The sequence below is a fragment of the Micromonospora sp. NPDC049102 genome (assembly GCF_043197485.1).
Classification (GTDB): Bacteria; Actinomycetota; Actinomycetes; order Mycobacteriales; family Micromonosporaceae; genus Micromonospora.
In genome coordinates this window covers 50326-64818 of the sequence record NZ_JBICTE010000024.1, presented here as the reverse complement: position 1 = coordinate 64818, position 14493 = coordinate 50326, and the positions used below count along the sequence as shown (strand labels likewise).

At 71.9% G+C, this 14493-nt stretch carries 12 protein-coding genes and 3 pseudogenes; 9 read left to right on the top strand and 6 right to left on the bottom strand.

The genetic code is table 11. The features are described from left to right. The first annotated feature begins 259 nt into the window (after positions 1-259). On the top strand, positions 260-433 hold the full coding sequence (locus ACGFH9_RS21840) for a hypothetical protein (protein WP_358002673.1): 174 nt from the start codon (positions 260-262) through the stop codon (positions 431-433). A gap of 55 nt (positions 434-488) precedes the next feature. On the opposite strand, the gene ACGFH9_RS21835 is transcribed toward ACGFH9_RS21840, so the two are convergent. The 3 genes and pseudogenes from ACGFH9_RS21835 to ACGFH9_RS21825 form a co-directional block, all read right to left on the bottom strand. After that, positions 489-1934 (bottom strand): RICIN domain-containing protein, encoded by a 1446-nt coding sequence (locus ACGFH9_RS21835; RefSeq protein WP_393222138.1) that lies wholly within the window; start codon positions 1932-1934, stop codon positions 489-491. Positions 1935-2121: 187 nt separating this feature from the next. Further along, entirely contained in the window at positions 2122-2472 is a 351-nt protein-coding gene (locus ACGFH9_RS21830) for a hypothetical protein (protein ID WP_393222231.1), read from the bottom strand. A 9-nt stretch (positions 2473-2481) separates the two neighbouring features. Continuing rightward, positions 2482-2529, bottom strand: a pseudogene (locus tag ACGFH9_RS21825) (hypothetical protein); the annotation flags it as partial. Between the two features lie 654 nt (positions 2530-3183). Here ACGFH9_RS21825 and ACGFH9_RS21820 point away from each other — a divergent pair. Beyond that, the gene (locus tag ACGFH9_RS21820; protein ID WP_393222136.1) at positions 3184-3813 is read left to right on the top strand and encodes an HAD-IA family hydrolase; all 630 of its coding nucleotides are present in this window, start codon (positions 3184-3186) and stop codon (positions 3811-3813) included. Positions 3814-3824: 11 nt separating this feature from the next. On the opposite strand, the gene ACGFH9_RS21815 is transcribed toward ACGFH9_RS21820, so the two are convergent. Then, positions 3825-4757, bottom strand: coding sequence for a phosphotransferase family protein (locus tag ACGFH9_RS21815; RefSeq protein WP_393222134.1), 933 nt, complete (start codon positions 4755-4757; stop codon positions 3825-3827). 162 nt (positions 4758-4919) lie between these two features. Here ACGFH9_RS21815 and ACGFH9_RS21810 point away from each other — a divergent pair, with 162 nt between their 5' ends. Continuing rightward, the gene (locus ACGFH9_RS21810; protein ID WP_393222131.1) at positions 4920-5408 is read left to right on the top strand and encodes a GNAT family N-acetyltransferase; all 489 of its coding nucleotides are present in this window, start codon (positions 4920-4922) and stop codon (positions 5406-5408) included. 63 nt (positions 5409-5471) lie between these two features. Then, the gene (locus ACGFH9_RS21805; RefSeq protein WP_393222129.1) at positions 5472-6614 is read left to right on the top strand and encodes a polysaccharide pyruvyl transferase family protein; all 1143 of its coding nucleotides are present in this window, start codon (positions 5472-5474) and stop codon (positions 6612-6614) included. A gap of 7 nt (positions 6615-6621) precedes the next feature. Here the strand turns inward: ACGFH9_RS21805 and ACGFH9_RS21800 are convergent, their stop codons facing one another. Beyond that, positions 6622-6828, bottom strand: a complete 207-nt coding sequence (locus ACGFH9_RS21800; RefSeq protein ID WP_393222127.1) for a hypothetical protein — start codon at positions 6826-6828, stop codon at positions 6622-6624. An 83-nt stretch (positions 6829-6911) separates the two neighbouring features. Here ACGFH9_RS21800 and ACGFH9_RS21795 point away from each other — a divergent pair, with 83 nt between their 5' ends. The 4 genes and pseudogenes from ACGFH9_RS21795 to ACGFH9_RS21780 all read left to right on the top strand — a co-directional run bounded on the left by ACGFH9_RS21795 (position 6912) and on the right by ACGFH9_RS21780 (position 11672). Continuing rightward, positions 6912-7433 carry a DinB family protein gene (locus ACGFH9_RS21795; RefSeq protein ID WP_393222124.1) on the top strand — a complete coding sequence of 174 codons (522 nt, stop codon included), beginning with the start codon at positions 6912-6914 and terminating at the stop codon, positions 7431-7433. A 154-nt stretch (positions 7434-7587) separates the two neighbouring features. Next, positions 7588-8533 (top strand): annotated as a pseudogene (locus ACGFH9_RS21790) (ATP-dependent helicase); the annotation flags it as partial. Positions 8534-8613: 80 nt separating this feature from the next. Further along, positions 8614-10785: pseudogene (locus tag ACGFH9_RS21785) on the top strand (DEAD/DEAH box helicase); the annotation flags it as partial. Beyond that, a complete protein-coding gene (locus tag ACGFH9_RS21780; protein WP_393222121.1) occupies positions 10782-11672 on the top strand; it encodes an SWIM zinc finger family protein in 891 nt (296 codons plus the stop codon). The pseudogene ACGFH9_RS21785 and the gene ACGFH9_RS21780, both read left to right, overlap by 4 nt. A gap of 4 nt (positions 11673-11676) precedes the next feature. Here ACGFH9_RS21780 and ACGFH9_RS21775 read toward each other — a convergent pair whose 3' ends face one another. Continuing rightward, the gene (locus ACGFH9_RS21775; protein WP_234586377.1) at positions 11677-11934 is read right to left on the bottom strand and encodes a DUF3040 domain-containing protein; all 258 of its coding nucleotides are present in this window, start codon (positions 11932-11934) and stop codon (positions 11677-11679) included. A gap of 428 nt (positions 11935-12362) precedes the next feature. Here ACGFH9_RS21775 and ACGFH9_RS21770 point away from each other — a divergent pair, with 428 nt between their 5' ends. Continuing rightward, the gene (locus tag ACGFH9_RS21770; protein WP_393222119.1) at positions 12363-14486 is read left to right on the top strand and encodes a DUF1800 family protein; all 2124 of its coding nucleotides are present in this window, start codon (positions 12363-12365) and stop codon (positions 14484-14486) included. Positions 14487-14493: the final 7 nt, after the last annotated feature.

Here is a 14493-nt window from a genome sequence, read left to right as displayed (position 1 = left end):
ATACCGATCAGCCGCGGCCACTGGCCCGATCAGGGCGGCACGCAGTGACCGGTCACCACCCGATCAAGCCCGACTGGACGTGCGGCGGCTGTGCGGGGGAGTGGCCATGCCAGACTCGGCGCCGAGAGCTGCAAGCCGAATACGACCGAGCTCCGGTATTGCTGGCTCTCTACCTGGCCGCCCATCTCGTCGACGCCACCCAGGACTTGGCCCACGTTCCCGCCAGCCACCTTCACTACCGCTTCCTCGGGTGGACTCGATGAGCATCCTGCGGCCTGGCGACGAGAAGTTCCACTACAGCGACGGCTCGCACAAGTGGATCCCACCGGACCCGGACTACGACCAGGAGGTCTGGGACGAACAGGTCCGCCAACACAAGCACAGCCACCTCCGGAACGAGCGCCCCAAGGTCCGCATCCAGCGCCTCGTCTGACGGCAGCGAAGTGCAGCAACCGGCCAGCCGAACCGAGCCTCCGCGAACGGCGATGTCAGGACTGGGTGCGGGTCCACTGCTGGTTGGTGCCGGTTCCGCAGGTGTACTGGGTGATGTCGGTGCCATCTGCCGTGCCGCTGCTCACCACGTCCAGGCACTTGCCGCTGTGTCGGGCGCGCAGCTGGTAGTAGTTGCCGGTGGCGACCCACTGCCACTGCTGGTTGGTGCCCCCGCCGCAGGTGTACTGGACGACGTTGGCGTTGTTGGCGGTGGAGGCGTTGGCGACGTCGAGGCATTTGCCGCTGTTCTGGTTGACGATCCGGAAGAAGCCGTCGCCGGTGTCGCGGAACTCCCACTTCTGGTTCGCGCCGCCGTTCCAGGACCATTGCCTCACTTCGGCGTTGTCGGTGACGGCATGGTCCAGCACGTCGACCACCTTGCCGCTGTTGCGGTTGGTGATGCGGTAGGAGAGCGGCGCCTCTCCGGTGACGGTGCCCGCTGCGGCGTCAATGGTGATGGTGGGATACCAGGTCAGGCTCATGGTCGTCGCGGAGGGGAACGCGATCGGCAACCACACGTACTGGGAATCGTTGACCGGCCCGCCCCAGGCGCCGGCCCAGCGGTCGCCGAGGTAGAGGTAGCTCGTCGTCGACGTGCCCTGGATGGGGAGCACGAAGGCCGACTGGGAGCGGAAGGTGGTCGAGTCCCCGACGTTGGTCATGCCGCTCCACGGGCCGGAAATGCTGGACGCCGTGGCGTACCTGGCCTGGTTCGGGCTCCAACCGGTCAGGCCCGAGGTGAGCAGGAAGTAGGTGCTGCCGCGCTTGAACAGGGCCGGCGCCTCGCGGTTGCCGTCGTTCCAGAAGTTGCCTACCAGCGTGGCCACGGAGAGGTAGTCGGCGGTGAGGCGGTAGATGAGCAGGTCGCGGTTCTCGTCGCCGGCGGAGATCATGTAGGCGGTACCGCCGTCGTTGTAGAGCGTGATGTCCCTCGACATGTTGCCCAGCGGCCGGAAGCTGCCGTGGTACGTGTAGGTGCCGTCCACGGTGGCCGAGGAGGCGACGGCGGCCCTGGCCTCGCCGTAGTCACTGCCGTTCTCCTTGTGCATCCACATCACGTACCGGTTGGTGCTGGCGTTGTAGATGACCTTCGGCCGCTCGATGTTGGCCGACTGCAGTTCCGCCGCCGACGACTGGGTCAGCACGTTGTTGCGGAACTCCCAGTCGCGCAGGTTGGTGGAGCGGTAGACGGAGACCGCCCGGAACGTGTTGTTGGCGTTGCGGTTCTCACCGAACCAGTAGTAGTAGTCGCCGACCTTGAGCACCCCACCACCGTGCGCGTGCAGCAGGTTGCCGGTGGTGTCGGTGAACTGCGTACCGTTCTGGATCGTGACCGGCGCGGCCAGGGCCGGGGCGGCGGCCATGGTGGTGACCGCCACGATCGCCGTTCCGACCAGGGTGAGCGCTGCCACCAGGGATGAAAGCAGTCTGTTGCGTCTCACGACGTTCGTCCTTCCGTGGACGGGCGGCGACCGCCGCCGGCAGCGGAGCGACACCCTGGACTCCGGCGCGATCGTCCGGACCAAATCATGCATCAATGTACATCGATTGTTATCGACCGCGTCACCCGCCGGCTGGTGCCGTCGTGGCAGACCAGTGGGGGCGGGCGGACGGAGCTGGGTCGCGGTGTCAGGCGCGTTCGGCGACCAGCACCCGGCTGTGCGCGAGTGACGTGGCCCGCCGGATCGGCAGGCCGAGTGCTCGCGCCGTGTCGAGCAGGTCGTGGTCGCCGGTGACGGTGAAGCCGTGTCGGGTGAGCAACGCGGTCACGGCGGCCGGTGTCCAGGTCGAGCGCCACGGCTCGGTCGCCCAGAAGCTGCGCCGCCCGGTGGACGCCATCAGCAACCGTGCGACGAGCCGACCCAGCGTCAGCGACGTCCCGGGAAGCTGGAAGTTGACCACGAGGCGGCTCGTCGGCGCCGAGCAGACGGCGAGCGCGGCGACCGTCGTGGACACCTCGGCAGCCGTCAGGTACGGCACGACGCCCTCCCAGATCCACGTTGTCGGTTCGTCGGGGCGATGCCCTGCGGCTGCCAACGTCTCGACGAGCCGGTCCCGTGGTCACGTATGGCGTCGTCGATCGCGACCGTGCGGGGCACCATCGTCTCGGCGCAGGCCCGTACCGTCTCGTAGTCGACCCGTTGCCGCCACTGCTTCGGCGCGGAACCACCGCGTACCTGATCGACGGCCTCCCGCTCGTCGGCGGCCGGGACTGCTGCCCTCGGTGCGCAATCGGCAGTTGACCGCACCGGATAGCCTTCGCGGCTATGGGCGCGATCAAACCGTGGCACCTTGCGGTCCTGAGTATCTGTTGTCTGCTGCCGCTGGCGGTGGCTGTCGCCGGTGGAGTCTGGGCCGTACGCCGCAACCGCACCCGACGCTGACTCCGAAAGGATGCGCAGCCTGGCCCGCTCCCGGGCCACCGTCGCGGAGTTGCTCGCCGACGGCGGCCGCCGGATGTCGTCCAGAGGCCACCCACCGACACAATGGGCGCGTGCAGGGCACGGTCGCCATCGCGCTGATCACCTCACTGTCCACGTAGGCCGCCGCCGCCCTGACCGGGCTGATCGCCGCCCGCAGCACCCGCCGGCAGCTCGCCCACCAGCTCACGTCGACGCCGCGCGTCCCGCCGTCGACCGCGAGGGCTGACGGGACGCCCCCTATGCTCGGGCGGGAACAGGGGGTGGTCACGTGGATCTGTCCAGCATCGGCGCGGTGCTCCTCGACATGGACGGCACCCTTGTCGACTCCGACGCCGCCGTCGAGCGGGCCTGGGAGCGCTGGGCGTCCGAGTACGCCGTCGAGCCGGCGGCGGCACTCGCGATCGCGCACGGCAGACCCGCCGACCAGACGATCAGGCGGCTCCTTCCCGCGCTCGACGACGCCGCGGTCGCCGTGGCGGCGGCACGGCAGTTGGCGTTGCAGTACGACGACCTGTCCGACGTGACGGCCACCCCGGGCGCGCTCGAGCTGCTGTCGACGTTGGCCCGGTTGGGGTTGCCCTGGGCGGTGGTGACCAGTGCCGACGTCCGGCTGGCCGAGGCCCGGCTCGGTGCCGCCGGCATCACCGCGCCCGTCCTGGTCACCGTCGAGGACGTGCGCGCGGGCAAGCCGGCCCCTGAGGGCTACCTACGCGCCGCCGCGCTGCTCGCCGTGCCACCGGTGCGCTGCCTGGTCGTCGAGGACGCCGAGGTCGGGTTGCAGGCCGGACGCGCGGCCGGCGCGATGACCGCTGCCCTCAAGGGGCTCGACGGCGACCTGCGCCTCGACGACCTGGGGCAGTTGGCGCGCCACCTGGAGTCGGCACCCACCGCACCCTGACCGGCCCGGCGTCAGCCGAGGCGGGCAGCCAGCCAGGGAAGCAGGGCATCGGCCTGGGCCTGCTGGAACGCCCGTATGGCGGGGATGCCGGGCGGCGGCGGACGGCGGGCGCTGTCGGCGAAGAAAGCGGCCAGCCCGGCGTACACCCCGGTGAGCGCGGCCGGGTCGACGTCGGCGGTGAGCGGCAGCCGGCGCAGCATCGCCTCGGTGTCGTGCCCGCCGTGCAGCCGTACGTTGACCAGCAGCAACGCGGTGTCCAGCCAGGCCGGCCCCCGGCACGCCCACGGCCAGTCGACGACGGTCACCGCGCCGGACGCGTCGAGCAGCAGGTTGTCGGCCCGTACGTCCACGTGGCAGAGCGTGTCCCCGCCCAGCGCGGCGACGCCCTCGTCGGCGGCGGCCCGCAGTTCGTCGAGGTGCGCCCGAGCCCACGGGTCGAGTCGTGGCGGCGGGTCGGCGGCGATCCGGTGCCAACCCGCGAAGTCTCCGGCCAGCAGTTCGGCGGCGGAAGGGACGTGTGCGACGGGGCTCGGGGTGAGCGCGGCGGCCATCGTCTCCAGCGTCGTCAGCACACGGCTCAGCTCGTCGGCCCGCCACGGGACCGTCGGGTGTCGCCCGTCCACGTCGGAGAAGACCAGCGCCACCCACTCGCCGTCGTCGTGGCAGCCCAGCAGGCGGGGCGTCGGCGCGGTCGCCGGAAGCGCGCCGGCGGTGCGGGCCTCGGCGCGGTGCATGACCGGGCTGTCGGGGTTCTGTGCCGGGCTGACCGCCTTCACGAACGCCCGCCGGCCGGTCGCGGTGCGGACCCGGTCGGCGGTGCCCGGCGAGTAGCCGCCCGACTGGGACACCGCCTCGACCACCCGATCACCGATGATGCCCTCCACGGCGGATCTGACCGCCGCCGGTAGATCACCCCAGCCGATCCGCGTCGCTGTCCCCTGCATCCGGCCACGGTGCGCCCGGCCCGGCCCGACGAACAACCCATTTCCCGGGACCTCCCAGCCGATCGGGCGGGTCGAGGCCCCGTGGCGGGTATTCCGCTGGCGACGTCCCGCGTGGTTCTGCTGCACTACGTGCCGGATCAGGAATCGAAGGGGAGGCCCCCGGTGGAGTTGACATTGACGCCGATGACCGAGCAGGAACTGGCCCGGCTGTGGGAACCGCTGGAGGTGGGGTACGCCGAGGACCTGGTCGCGCATCGGGGCATGACCCCGGAGGCGGCCCGGGAGCGGTCGGCGCAGCAACTGCGGGAAGGACTGCCCGCCGGTGCGGCCAGCGAGGGGGTCCTGCTGCGGGTGGCGCGGGTCGACGACACCGAGGTCGGATGGATCTGGGTGACCCTGCCCGGCGCGACGGGCGTGCTCGGCTCGACGCAGGCGTGGATTCACAACATCGAGGTGGATCCGGCGCACCGAGGGCGTGGGTACGCGCGCCGGATGATCCAGCTCATCGAGGCGGAACTGGCCAGTCTGGGCGTACCCGAGCTGGGGTTGAACGTCTTCGGCACGAACACCGTCGCGATCGGGCTCTACCGGAGCCTGGGCTTCGAGGTCACGTCGCAGCAGATGGCGAAGCGGATCGACCCACCGAGCTGAACCGGGACTGTTCACCTGCCCAGCGGGAAACCCGCGCGGACCGCACCTGGGGAGGAGCGACGGATGACGCATGGCGCCGGACTGACCATCGGTGTGCTCGGCTCGTACGGCGGCCGGAACCTCGGCGACGAGGCGATCCTCACCGGCCTGCTCACCGATCTACGCACGCAGGAACCGAACGCGCGGATCATCGTTTTCTCCCGCCACCCGGAACACACCCGGGCCGCCCACCCGGACGTGGAGGCGGTGCCGTGGGAGGGCGTCAGCCGCACCGACTCGGCGTTGGTGCTGGCTCAGCTCGACCTGCTCATCCTGGGCGGCGGCGGCATCCTCTACGACCGGGAGGCCCGCCGCTACCTGCGGGTCGTCCGGGTCGCCCAGGAACGCGGCCTGCCCCTCATCACGTACGCGGTGGGGGTCGGGCCGCTCAGCGACGCGGTCGACACGGGCATGGTCCGCGAGACCCTCGCCGGCGCGACCCAGGTGACCGTCCGGGACCAGGAGTCCCGGATGGTCCTGGAGGAAGCCGGACTGCTCAACCCGATCACGGTCACCGCCGACCCGGCGTTCCTCCTGGAGCCGGCCGACTTCCCGGCGCACCTGCTCACCGAGGAGGGGGTGCCGGCCGGCAAGAGGCTGGTCGGGATCAGCGTCCGGGAGCCGGGACGGGCCGCGGAACGCCTCGACGTCGACGGCTACCACCGGCTGCTCGCCCAGATCGGTGACTTCCTGGTGCACCGCATCGACGCGTACGTCCTGTTCGTGCCGATGGAACGCGACGACATCCGGCACTCGCACGGGGTGCTGTCGCACATGGTCGCCGCCGAGCGGGGGCGAATCCTGCACGGCACCTACTCGCCGGAGCAGGTGCTCGGCTTGATGCGCCACTTCGACCTCGCCGTCGGCATGCGCCTGCACTTCCTGATCTTCGCGGCGATGGTGGGTACGCCGTTCCTGCCGCTGCCGTACGCCGGAAAGGTCTTCGACCTGGCCCAACGGCTCGGCGTACCGGCGCTGCGCGGTGTGGAACGGGAGGTGGAGGGGCCGCTGCTGGCCGAGGTCGACCGCCTCTGGGACGAACGTGCGGAGCGCGCCGAGGCCACGGCCCGCCGGGTCGCGGAGGTCTGTGAGCAGGCCCGCGGCACCTCCGAGGTCACCCGCGGCGTGTTGGACCGGCTGCGCAACCGGACCCTCACCCGCGCCTGACCCGCGGTCACACCGCCGGGCCGGTCCACCGGTAGCGCCACTCGCGGGCCTCCTCGCGGGCGGACTCCAACTCGTAGATCTGCGCCTCGGCCAGTCCACCGGGTCCGAGATGGTGGTGGGTGAGCGGCGGGCGGCCGTTGGTGTCCAGTTCGACGGTGACGGTCTGCCCGTCCGCCGTGCCGCCGACGAGAGGAATCTGCACGGAGGAAGCCATGCGCCCATCCTGCCCGCCGTGCGGCCGGCTCGCAGCGGGATCGGGGGCAGCGCGAGGGTTCCGCCGCGGCTAGGGTCGGCGACATGACTGAGCAGACCATCGATCCGACGCTCGGACCCGTGCTCGCCCGCGTCGGGGACGAGCGCGCCATCCTGGAGTCGTTCCTCGACTTCCACCGTGGTGTCGTGCTGCGCAAGCTGCGCGGCCTGTCCGACGCCGAGGCGGCCCGCCGGCTGGTGCCCTCCGCGACGACACTCGCCGGGCTGGTCAAGCACCTGACGCGTGTCGAGCGGAACTGGTTTCCGGTGCTGCTGGCGCCCGAGCCCGGCGACGTCTACCTCCACTCGGAGGAGGACGCGGTCGCGAGCTTCACCCTCGACGATCAGGACACGGTCGACGGGCTCGTCGAGGCGTACCAGCGGGCCTGCGACAGATCGCGCGCGGTCGCCGCGCGTTTCGACCTCGACCACGTGGTGCCACACCCGCAGCTCGGTGAGGTGTCGGTGCGCTGGATCCTGGTCCACCTGATCGAGGAGACCGCCCGGCACGCCGGCCACGCCGACATCCTGCGGGAGCTGACCGACGGGTCGACCGGCGCGCTCTGAGCCTGGCGGTAACCCTCGACTCGTCGATCTTGCACATTCTGTCCCGACGCAACGGGCATTACCACGCAGGTCGACGACAGAAACCGCAAGATCGGCGCGGGCTTGTCGCGCGGGGCCGCCTATCCTGGGCCGGGGCGGCGACGAGGGGGAGTACGTGCTGGTCATCCACGGGCTGTGGCTGCCCGGCTCCAGGCTCGCCGTGTGGGCCGAGGACAGCACCGCGCCGGTACCCGTCGCGCGCTCCGGCCGGCCACCCCGGAAGCGGCCGCACCCCTTCGCCGCCGGGCACGCCGACCTGGTCGCGGCCCTCGCCGACGCCGCCGAGCCGGCCAGCCCGGCCACCGCGCTGCTCACCCTGCCCACCCGGGCGGGCGCGCCGACCGACTCGCCCGAGCTGATCCGGACCACCGTCGCACCGCCGGCCCGCGGCCGGCTCACCCTCGCCGCGTGGCAGGTGCCCACCCTGGTGTACGCCCCAGACGACGCCCTGCCCCTGCTCCGCTCCCTGGACGAACTCCCGGTGGTGCCCGGGGCGACCCTGCGGCACCTCGCCGAACTGGCCGACTTCGCCGCCGACCTGGTGGCCCGGGGCCGCGTCCTGCCGGGCGTCCACGCTACGACCGACACGACCGCCCTGGCCGGTGCCGTCCCGGCCGCTGTCGGCCGTGCCGGTGCCGGCATGGCCCGCCGGGTCGATGAGCGGGCCCAGATGGTGGCGCGAGCGGTGTGGCGGCCGCTGCTCACCGGCACCGACGCCGCCTGGGCGCGCTCGCTGGCGTTGGCCCTGCCCCCGGCAGCCCGAGCGGTTGACGATGCCGCCGACGGTGAGCTGACCGTCGCCGCGCTCGTGGCGGACGCGCTCGACGCGCTCACCGACGCCGCCGCGCGGGCCGCCCTCGCGAGCACCACCCTGGCCCGGGGACTGCGTCCGGGTGGACCCGCGCCGGCCTGGCTGGCCGCGCTGGCCGGGCCCCGCCGCGACTTCACCCTCGACCGGGCGGCGCTGGACCTCCTGCGTATCGAGCTGGACGAGTGGCAGCGTGACGCGGCCGGTGGGGCCGTGCGGGCCAGTTTCCGGCTGGTCGAGCCGGCCCCTGACGAGGTCACCGAACCGATCCTGGCCACCCGTCCAATGCCGGGCGACGTGTCGCCTCCGTTCATCCGCAGGAACGGCCCTGAGCTGGCCGAGGGTGGCGCGCGGTGGCGGTTGGAGTTCGGGTTGCAGGCCGCCGACGAGCCGGGCCTGCACGTCGACGCCGCCGAGGTCTGGCGGGCGCACACGCTCGACGGTCCCGCCGGCCGCACCGGTAGCCCGCAGGAGACCCTGCTCGCCGAGCTGGGTCGGGCCAGCCGACTCTGGCCCGACCTGGACGCCGCGCTGCGCACCGCCGCGCCCGAGGCGATGGAATTGGACGTCGAGGGCGCGCACCGGTTCCTCAGCGAGGGCGCCCCGGTGCTGCACGCGGCCGGCTTCGGAGTGCTGCTGCCCTCCTGGTGGCAGCGCCCGTCGGCGCGGCTCGGCGCTCGGCTGCGCGCCCGCAGCCGTACCGCGCCCGGCACGGTGGCCGGCACCGAGGCCGGTGTCGGGTTGGACGCGCTCGTCGACTACCGCTGGGAGATCGCGCTCGGCGACCAGCCACTGTCGGCCGAGGAGTTGGCGGCGTTGGCCGAGCTGAAGACCCCACTGGTACGGCTGCGTGGCCGGTGGGTGGAGCTGGACCCGGGGCGGCTCGCCGCCGGTCTGCGCCTGCTCCGCTCGGCCGGCGAGCTGACCGTCGCCGACCTGCTGCGCCTGGGGCTCACCGACGGCGACGACACCGGGGCGCTCCCGGTGCTGGAGGTGAGCGCCGACGGGGCGTTGGGCGACCTGCTCGCCGGGGCGGTCGAGCACCGGCTCACCCCGCTCGACCCGCCGCCGGGCTTCGCCGGGACGCTGCGGCCGTACCAGCGGCGGGGGTTGGCCTGGCTGGCCTTCCTGCGGTCGCTGGGGCTCGGCGGCGTACTGGCCGACGACATGGGGCTGGGCAAGACCGTGCAGCTGCTCGCGCTGCTCGCCGGAGATCCGCCGGACGCCGGACCGACGCTGCTCGTCTGTCCGATGTCGTTGGTGGGCAACTGGCAGCGGGAGGCGGCGAAGTTCACGCCGGGGCTGCGGGTGCACGTACACCATGGGGCGGAGCGGGCGCGGGGGGCGGAGTTCACGACGGCCGCGCACGGCGCGGACGTGGTCCTCACCACCTACTCGGTGGCTGCCCGGGACGCCGTCGACCTGGCCGGCATCGACTGGCACCGGGTGGTGGTGGACGAGGCGCAGGCGATTAAGAACGCCTCCACCCGGCAGGCCGAGGCGGTCCGCGCGCTGCCGGCCCGGCAGCGGGTGGCGGTGACGGGTACGCCGGTGGAGAACCGCCTCGCCGACCTCTGGTCGATCATGCAGTTCGCCAATCCGGGGCTGCTCGGCCCGGCCGCGACGTTCCGCAAGCGGTTCGCCGAGCCGATCGAGCGGCACGGTGACGCGGAGGCCGCCGAGCGGCTGCGCCGGATCACCGGCCCGTTCGTGCTGCGCCGGCTCAAGACCGACTCGTCGATCATCTCGGACCTGCCGGAGAAGTTGGAGATGGAGGTGGTCTGCAACCTCACGGCCGAGCAGGCCGCCCTCTACCGGGTGGTGGTCGACGACATGCTCGCCCGGATCGAGACCAGCGACGGCATCGAGCGACGCGGACTGGTGCTGGCCACCATGACCCGGCTCAAGCAGGTCTGCAACCACCCGGCCCAACTGCTGCGCGACGGCTCCCCGCTGGACGGACGCTCGGGCAAGCTGGCCCGGCTCACCGAGATCCTGGAGGAGGTCCTGGCGGCGGGGGAGCGGGCGCTGCTGTTCACCCAGTACGCGGAGTTCGGCGCGATGTTGCGCGGGCACCTGTCCGCGCGCTTCGGCCGGGAGGTGCTGTTCCTGCACGGTGGGCTCGGCAAGGCCGAGCGGGACGCCATGGTGCAGCGCTTCCAGTCCGCCGAGGGTCCGCCGCTGTTCGTGCTGTCCCTCAAGGCCGGTGGCACCGGCCTCACCCTGACCGCCGCCAACCACGTGGTGCACGTCGACAGGTGGTGGAACCCGGCGGTGGAGGACCAGGCCACCGACCGGGCGTTCCGGATCGGGCAGCGGCGACGGGTGCAGGTCCGCAAGTTCGTCTGCGCGGGCACGGTCGAGGAGAAGGTGGCCGCGCTGATCGCCGACAAGCGCAGCCTCGCCGAGCGGGTCGTCGGCACCGGCGAACAGTGGATCACCGAGCTGTCCACCGGTCAGCTCCGGGACCTGTTCGCACTGGAGGCCGGGGCGGTGGTGGAGTGAGCGAGCGGTTCGCCGACTACGGCCGCCCCCGCAAGGTCGACGGAGGGCTGAAGGCACGCAGCACCCGGGGCGCCATCGGGCGGTCCTGGTGGTCCCGGCGGTTCCTGGAGGTGCTGGAGTCGTTCGCCCTCGGCACCCGGCTGACCCGCGGCCGGTCGTACGCGCGGGCCGGTCAGGTCCTCCGGCTCGACGTCGCACCCGGTCGGGTCACCGCCCAGGTGCAGGGTTCCCGGCCCCGGCCGTACGAGGTCTCCATCGCGCTGGAGGTCTTCCCGGAGGCGCTCTGGTCCCGCATCGAGGACGAGCTGGCCGGGCAGGCGTTCTTCAGTGCCCGTCTGCTCGCCGGGGACCTTCCCGACGAGCTGGAGGAGCTGTTCGCGGCGGCGGGCGCTCCGCTGTTCCCGGCCGGTGTCGACCAGCTGACCCAGCGGTGCAACTGCCCCGACTTCGCCGTGCCGTGCAAACACCTCGCGGCCACGTTCTACCTGCTCGCCGAGGCGTTCGACGCGGACCCGTTCGAGCTGCTGCACTGGCGTGGCCGATCCCGCGCCGACCTGCTCGGCCGGCTACGCGCCCGCCGCGCCGAGGCGGCCGGCACGCCTACATCGCCCCCGCAGACCTCCATCGTGGACACTGGCCCCTCGGCGGTCGACGTCCTGCCAGCGGCCGGCGCGTCCCGGGCGCTCGCCGGGCTGGCCGCCACCGGTGTCGCGGAGGCGGTGGACCGCTTCTGGGCGTCACCCGTGCCGTTGCCCGACCGGCCACCCCGACTGGCCACCGGGCCGGATCTCCTGCTGCGCCAGCTCGGTCCGCCGGCACCGGCCATCGGCGGGCCCGGCCTACTGGAACGGCTGCGTCGCGCGTACCGTGCCTTCGGACCGGGGTGAACCGTCACGTCCAGCGGCGGCGGAACCGCCACATGATCGCCGCGTTGGCCACCAGCACCACCGCGCAGATCGCGCCGGCCAGCCGCCCGGCGAACACGGCCATCGCCGGCAGCGACGCCCAGAGCACGATGGTCAACAACATCAGATATCGGCCCCGACGGGCCCGGACCCGATGGTCGAGTCGGGCGAAGAATGCCGGGTCGCTCTCCCGGAGCTGACGGGTGATCTGGTCGAACCTGCGCTGATCCTCTTTGCTGAGCATGGCGCTGCCTTCCCCTCACGCGTTCAGCGGTTCGGCGGCATACCCGCTGCGGCGGCGGCTCACGCTCGACCGCTCCTCCTACTTTTCCTAGGTGAGGCAACCTCACGTCCGGCTTATCCAAACCTTAAGTTTGCCTGTGGTGGTGAACAGTGAAGATCGTGGCGCGTACGGCGGCGCGGTCCGATCCGTACCCGGCTGCCGCGCGTCCGCCCTGCTGGGAAGGTCGGAGCCCGGACCGAACGGGCCGCCGGCCACGAATGCCGTGGTGAGGGCTGTCTTAAGTGCCGTCACGGGCGTGTTCGGCCCGCCTTGAAGGCACCTGAGCGCTTGGTTACCTTGCCGTAGCAACCCCCTCAGGCAACAGTCGCCGCACCTGCCGCACCCGCTCGGTCGCAGCTTCCGGCGCTCATCAGAAATCGGATTGGTACATGGCCGACCAGAATGTGCCACCACGTCGACCGCGGGACGACCGCGGCTGGGACGGACGCCAGCACCACACCTCGGACACGTACGGCGACCCCACCGCGTCCGGGTCGTACGGAAACGACTCGCCCCACCCCTACCAGGGCGGCTACCCGGCGCAGGGCGACCCGCGTGAGCAGTACGGCGACGGGTACGCGTACAACGCCCAGCCCGCTCCCGCCCCGCGTGGGCCGCAGTGGGTCGGGCCGGAGGGCCTCGGCCGTCCCGCCCCGTCCGGCCCGGCCGGCGCCGGTCTGCCCACTCTGGACGACGACGACCAGCCCGGCCGCAAGGTCGGCCGGCGCAAGGCCATGGCGGCCCTCGGTGGCACCGCTGCCGTCGTGGCCGGTGGCGCGGCGCTCGCCATGACCCCGCAGTTCCGCGACCTCTTCGGTGACGAGGCGTCGGCGGACGCGACCGGCAGCACGGTGACCGACGGGACCGCGGCGCGACCCAGCGGCCAGCAGCCCAGCACGGTGCGTACCTACACCGAGCAGAACGAGAGCTACATGGGCTCGCGCGCCGGTGAGGCGCTGAAGAAGAACGCGCCCGCCGGTGGTCGTACCTTATCCGGCCCGGCGGCGGCCGCCGCGGCGACCACGGTGACCGTCAAGACCGTGCTCGCCAAGGACCCGATCCTGCACCTGGCCCGGCGGACCACCTTCGGGGCGACGCCCGCCGTGGTCGCCGACATCAAGAAGCAGGGCATCGACGCGTGGATCCGGGGGCAGCTCGACCCGGACAAGATCGAGCCGAGCAAGGCCGAGCTGAAGCTCTCCGAGCTGCCCACCCAGTCGCTCTCCGTCCAGCAGCTGCGCGACCAGCGGGACAAGCTCAACGACCAGGGCGCCCAGCCGGAGCGGGAGGTCGTCGACGCGACCCTGGCCCGGCAGATCTGGTCGAAGCGCCAGCTCTTCGAGGTGATGGTCGACTTCTGGAACGACTTCCTGCACATCGCCGCCGACTTCGACGGCGGGGAGGTCTACCGGACCTCCTTCGACAAGGACGTCGTGCGCAAGCACGCGCTCGGCAGCTACCCGGAGATGCTGGTCGCGGCGAACAAGCACCCCGCGCTGCTGATCTACCTGAACCAGAAGGACTCCCGCAAGGACGCCATCAACGAGAACCTCGCCCGGGAGAACCTCGAGCTGTACTCGGTCGGCGTCGACGGCGGCTACAAGGAGGGTGACGTCCGGCAGGCCGCCATGCTCCAGACCGGCCGTGGCGTCGACGACAAGGGCCAGTACGTCCTGCGCGTCAACCAGCACTACATGGGCAAGGTGAAGATCCTCGGCTTCACCCACCCCAACACGTTCAGCATCAAGGACGTCAACAACCCGACGGCCAAGGAGATCGCCGCAGTCGACGCGGCGATCGACAAGTACATCACCTACATCGCGCTGCACCCCTCGACCGCGAAGTACGTGGCGCAGAGCCTGGCGACCCGGTTCGTCTCGGACACCCCGCCGAAGTCCCTCGTGGACCGGCTGGCCAAGACGTACAGCAGCAACAACGGCATGATCAAGCCGGTGCTGATGACGCTGTTCAGCTCGTCCGAGTTCTGGGCGGCGGTGGGCCAGAAGGTGCGCCGCCCGATGGAGTACCTGGTCGCCACGTACCGCACCCTGGGCGTCTCGCCCGAGGCGTCGGCCAAGAACGACAACGGCGACAACAAGCGCACCCCGTTCGCCCGGGGCCTGCGGCAGATCCACGACAAGCTGCGCGAGCTGGGCCAGTACCCGATGGGTCAGCCGACCCCGGACGGCTACCCCGACGTCTACGTCGCGTGGACCTCGGCCGGCACGATGGTCAACGGCTGGAACGAGGCCGGCGAGATCGTGGCGGGCTACCGCACCGTCTTCACGTACACCGCACCGGAGAAGCTGGTCAAGCCGCCGGCGACCGCCGGGGCGTACGTGGACGCGCTGTCCCTGCGGCTCGTGGGCCAGAAGCTGAGCACCCGGGAGAAGAACCTCATCCTCGGCGTGGCCGGTGTGTCGGCGACCGCCAAGGTCGACGCCACGTTCAACGGGGCCATCACCGCCGTCGCGCGGGCGATCCTCGCTTCCCCCCAGCACCACCTCCGGTGAGGCACCC

What these genes read in the sequence shown, in the direction of transcription:
- ACGFH9_RS21815 (WP_393222134.1), bottom strand. Translation starts at nt 4,757, where the DNA reads ATGCAGGGGACAGCGACGCGGATCGGCTGGGGTGATCTACCGGCGGCG.
- ACGFH9_RS21775 (WP_234586377.1), bottom strand. Translation starts at nt 11,934, where the DNA reads ATGCTCAGCAAAGAGGATCAGCGCAGGTTCGACCAGATCACCCGTCAG.
- ACGFH9_RS21770 (WP_393222119.1), top strand. Translation starts at nt 12,363, where the DNA reads ATGGCCGACCAGAATGTGCCACCACGTCGACCGCGGGACGACCGCGGC.
- ACGFH9_RS21805 (WP_393222129.1), top strand. Translation starts at nt 5,472, where the DNA reads ATGACGCATGGCGCCGGACTGACCATCGGTGTGCTCGGCTCGTACGGC.
- ACGFH9_RS21800 (WP_393222127.1), bottom strand. Translation starts at nt 6,828, where the DNA reads ATGGCTTCCTCCGTGCAGATTCCTCTCGTCGGCGGCACGGCGGACGGG.
- ACGFH9_RS21840 (WP_358002673.1), top strand. Translation starts at nt 260, where the DNA reads ATGAGCATCCTGCGGCCTGGCGACGAGAAGTTCCACTACAGCGACGGC.
- ACGFH9_RS21795 (WP_393222124.1), top strand. Translation starts at nt 6,912, where the DNA reads ATGACTGAGCAGACCATCGATCCGACGCTCGGACCCGTGCTCGCCCGC.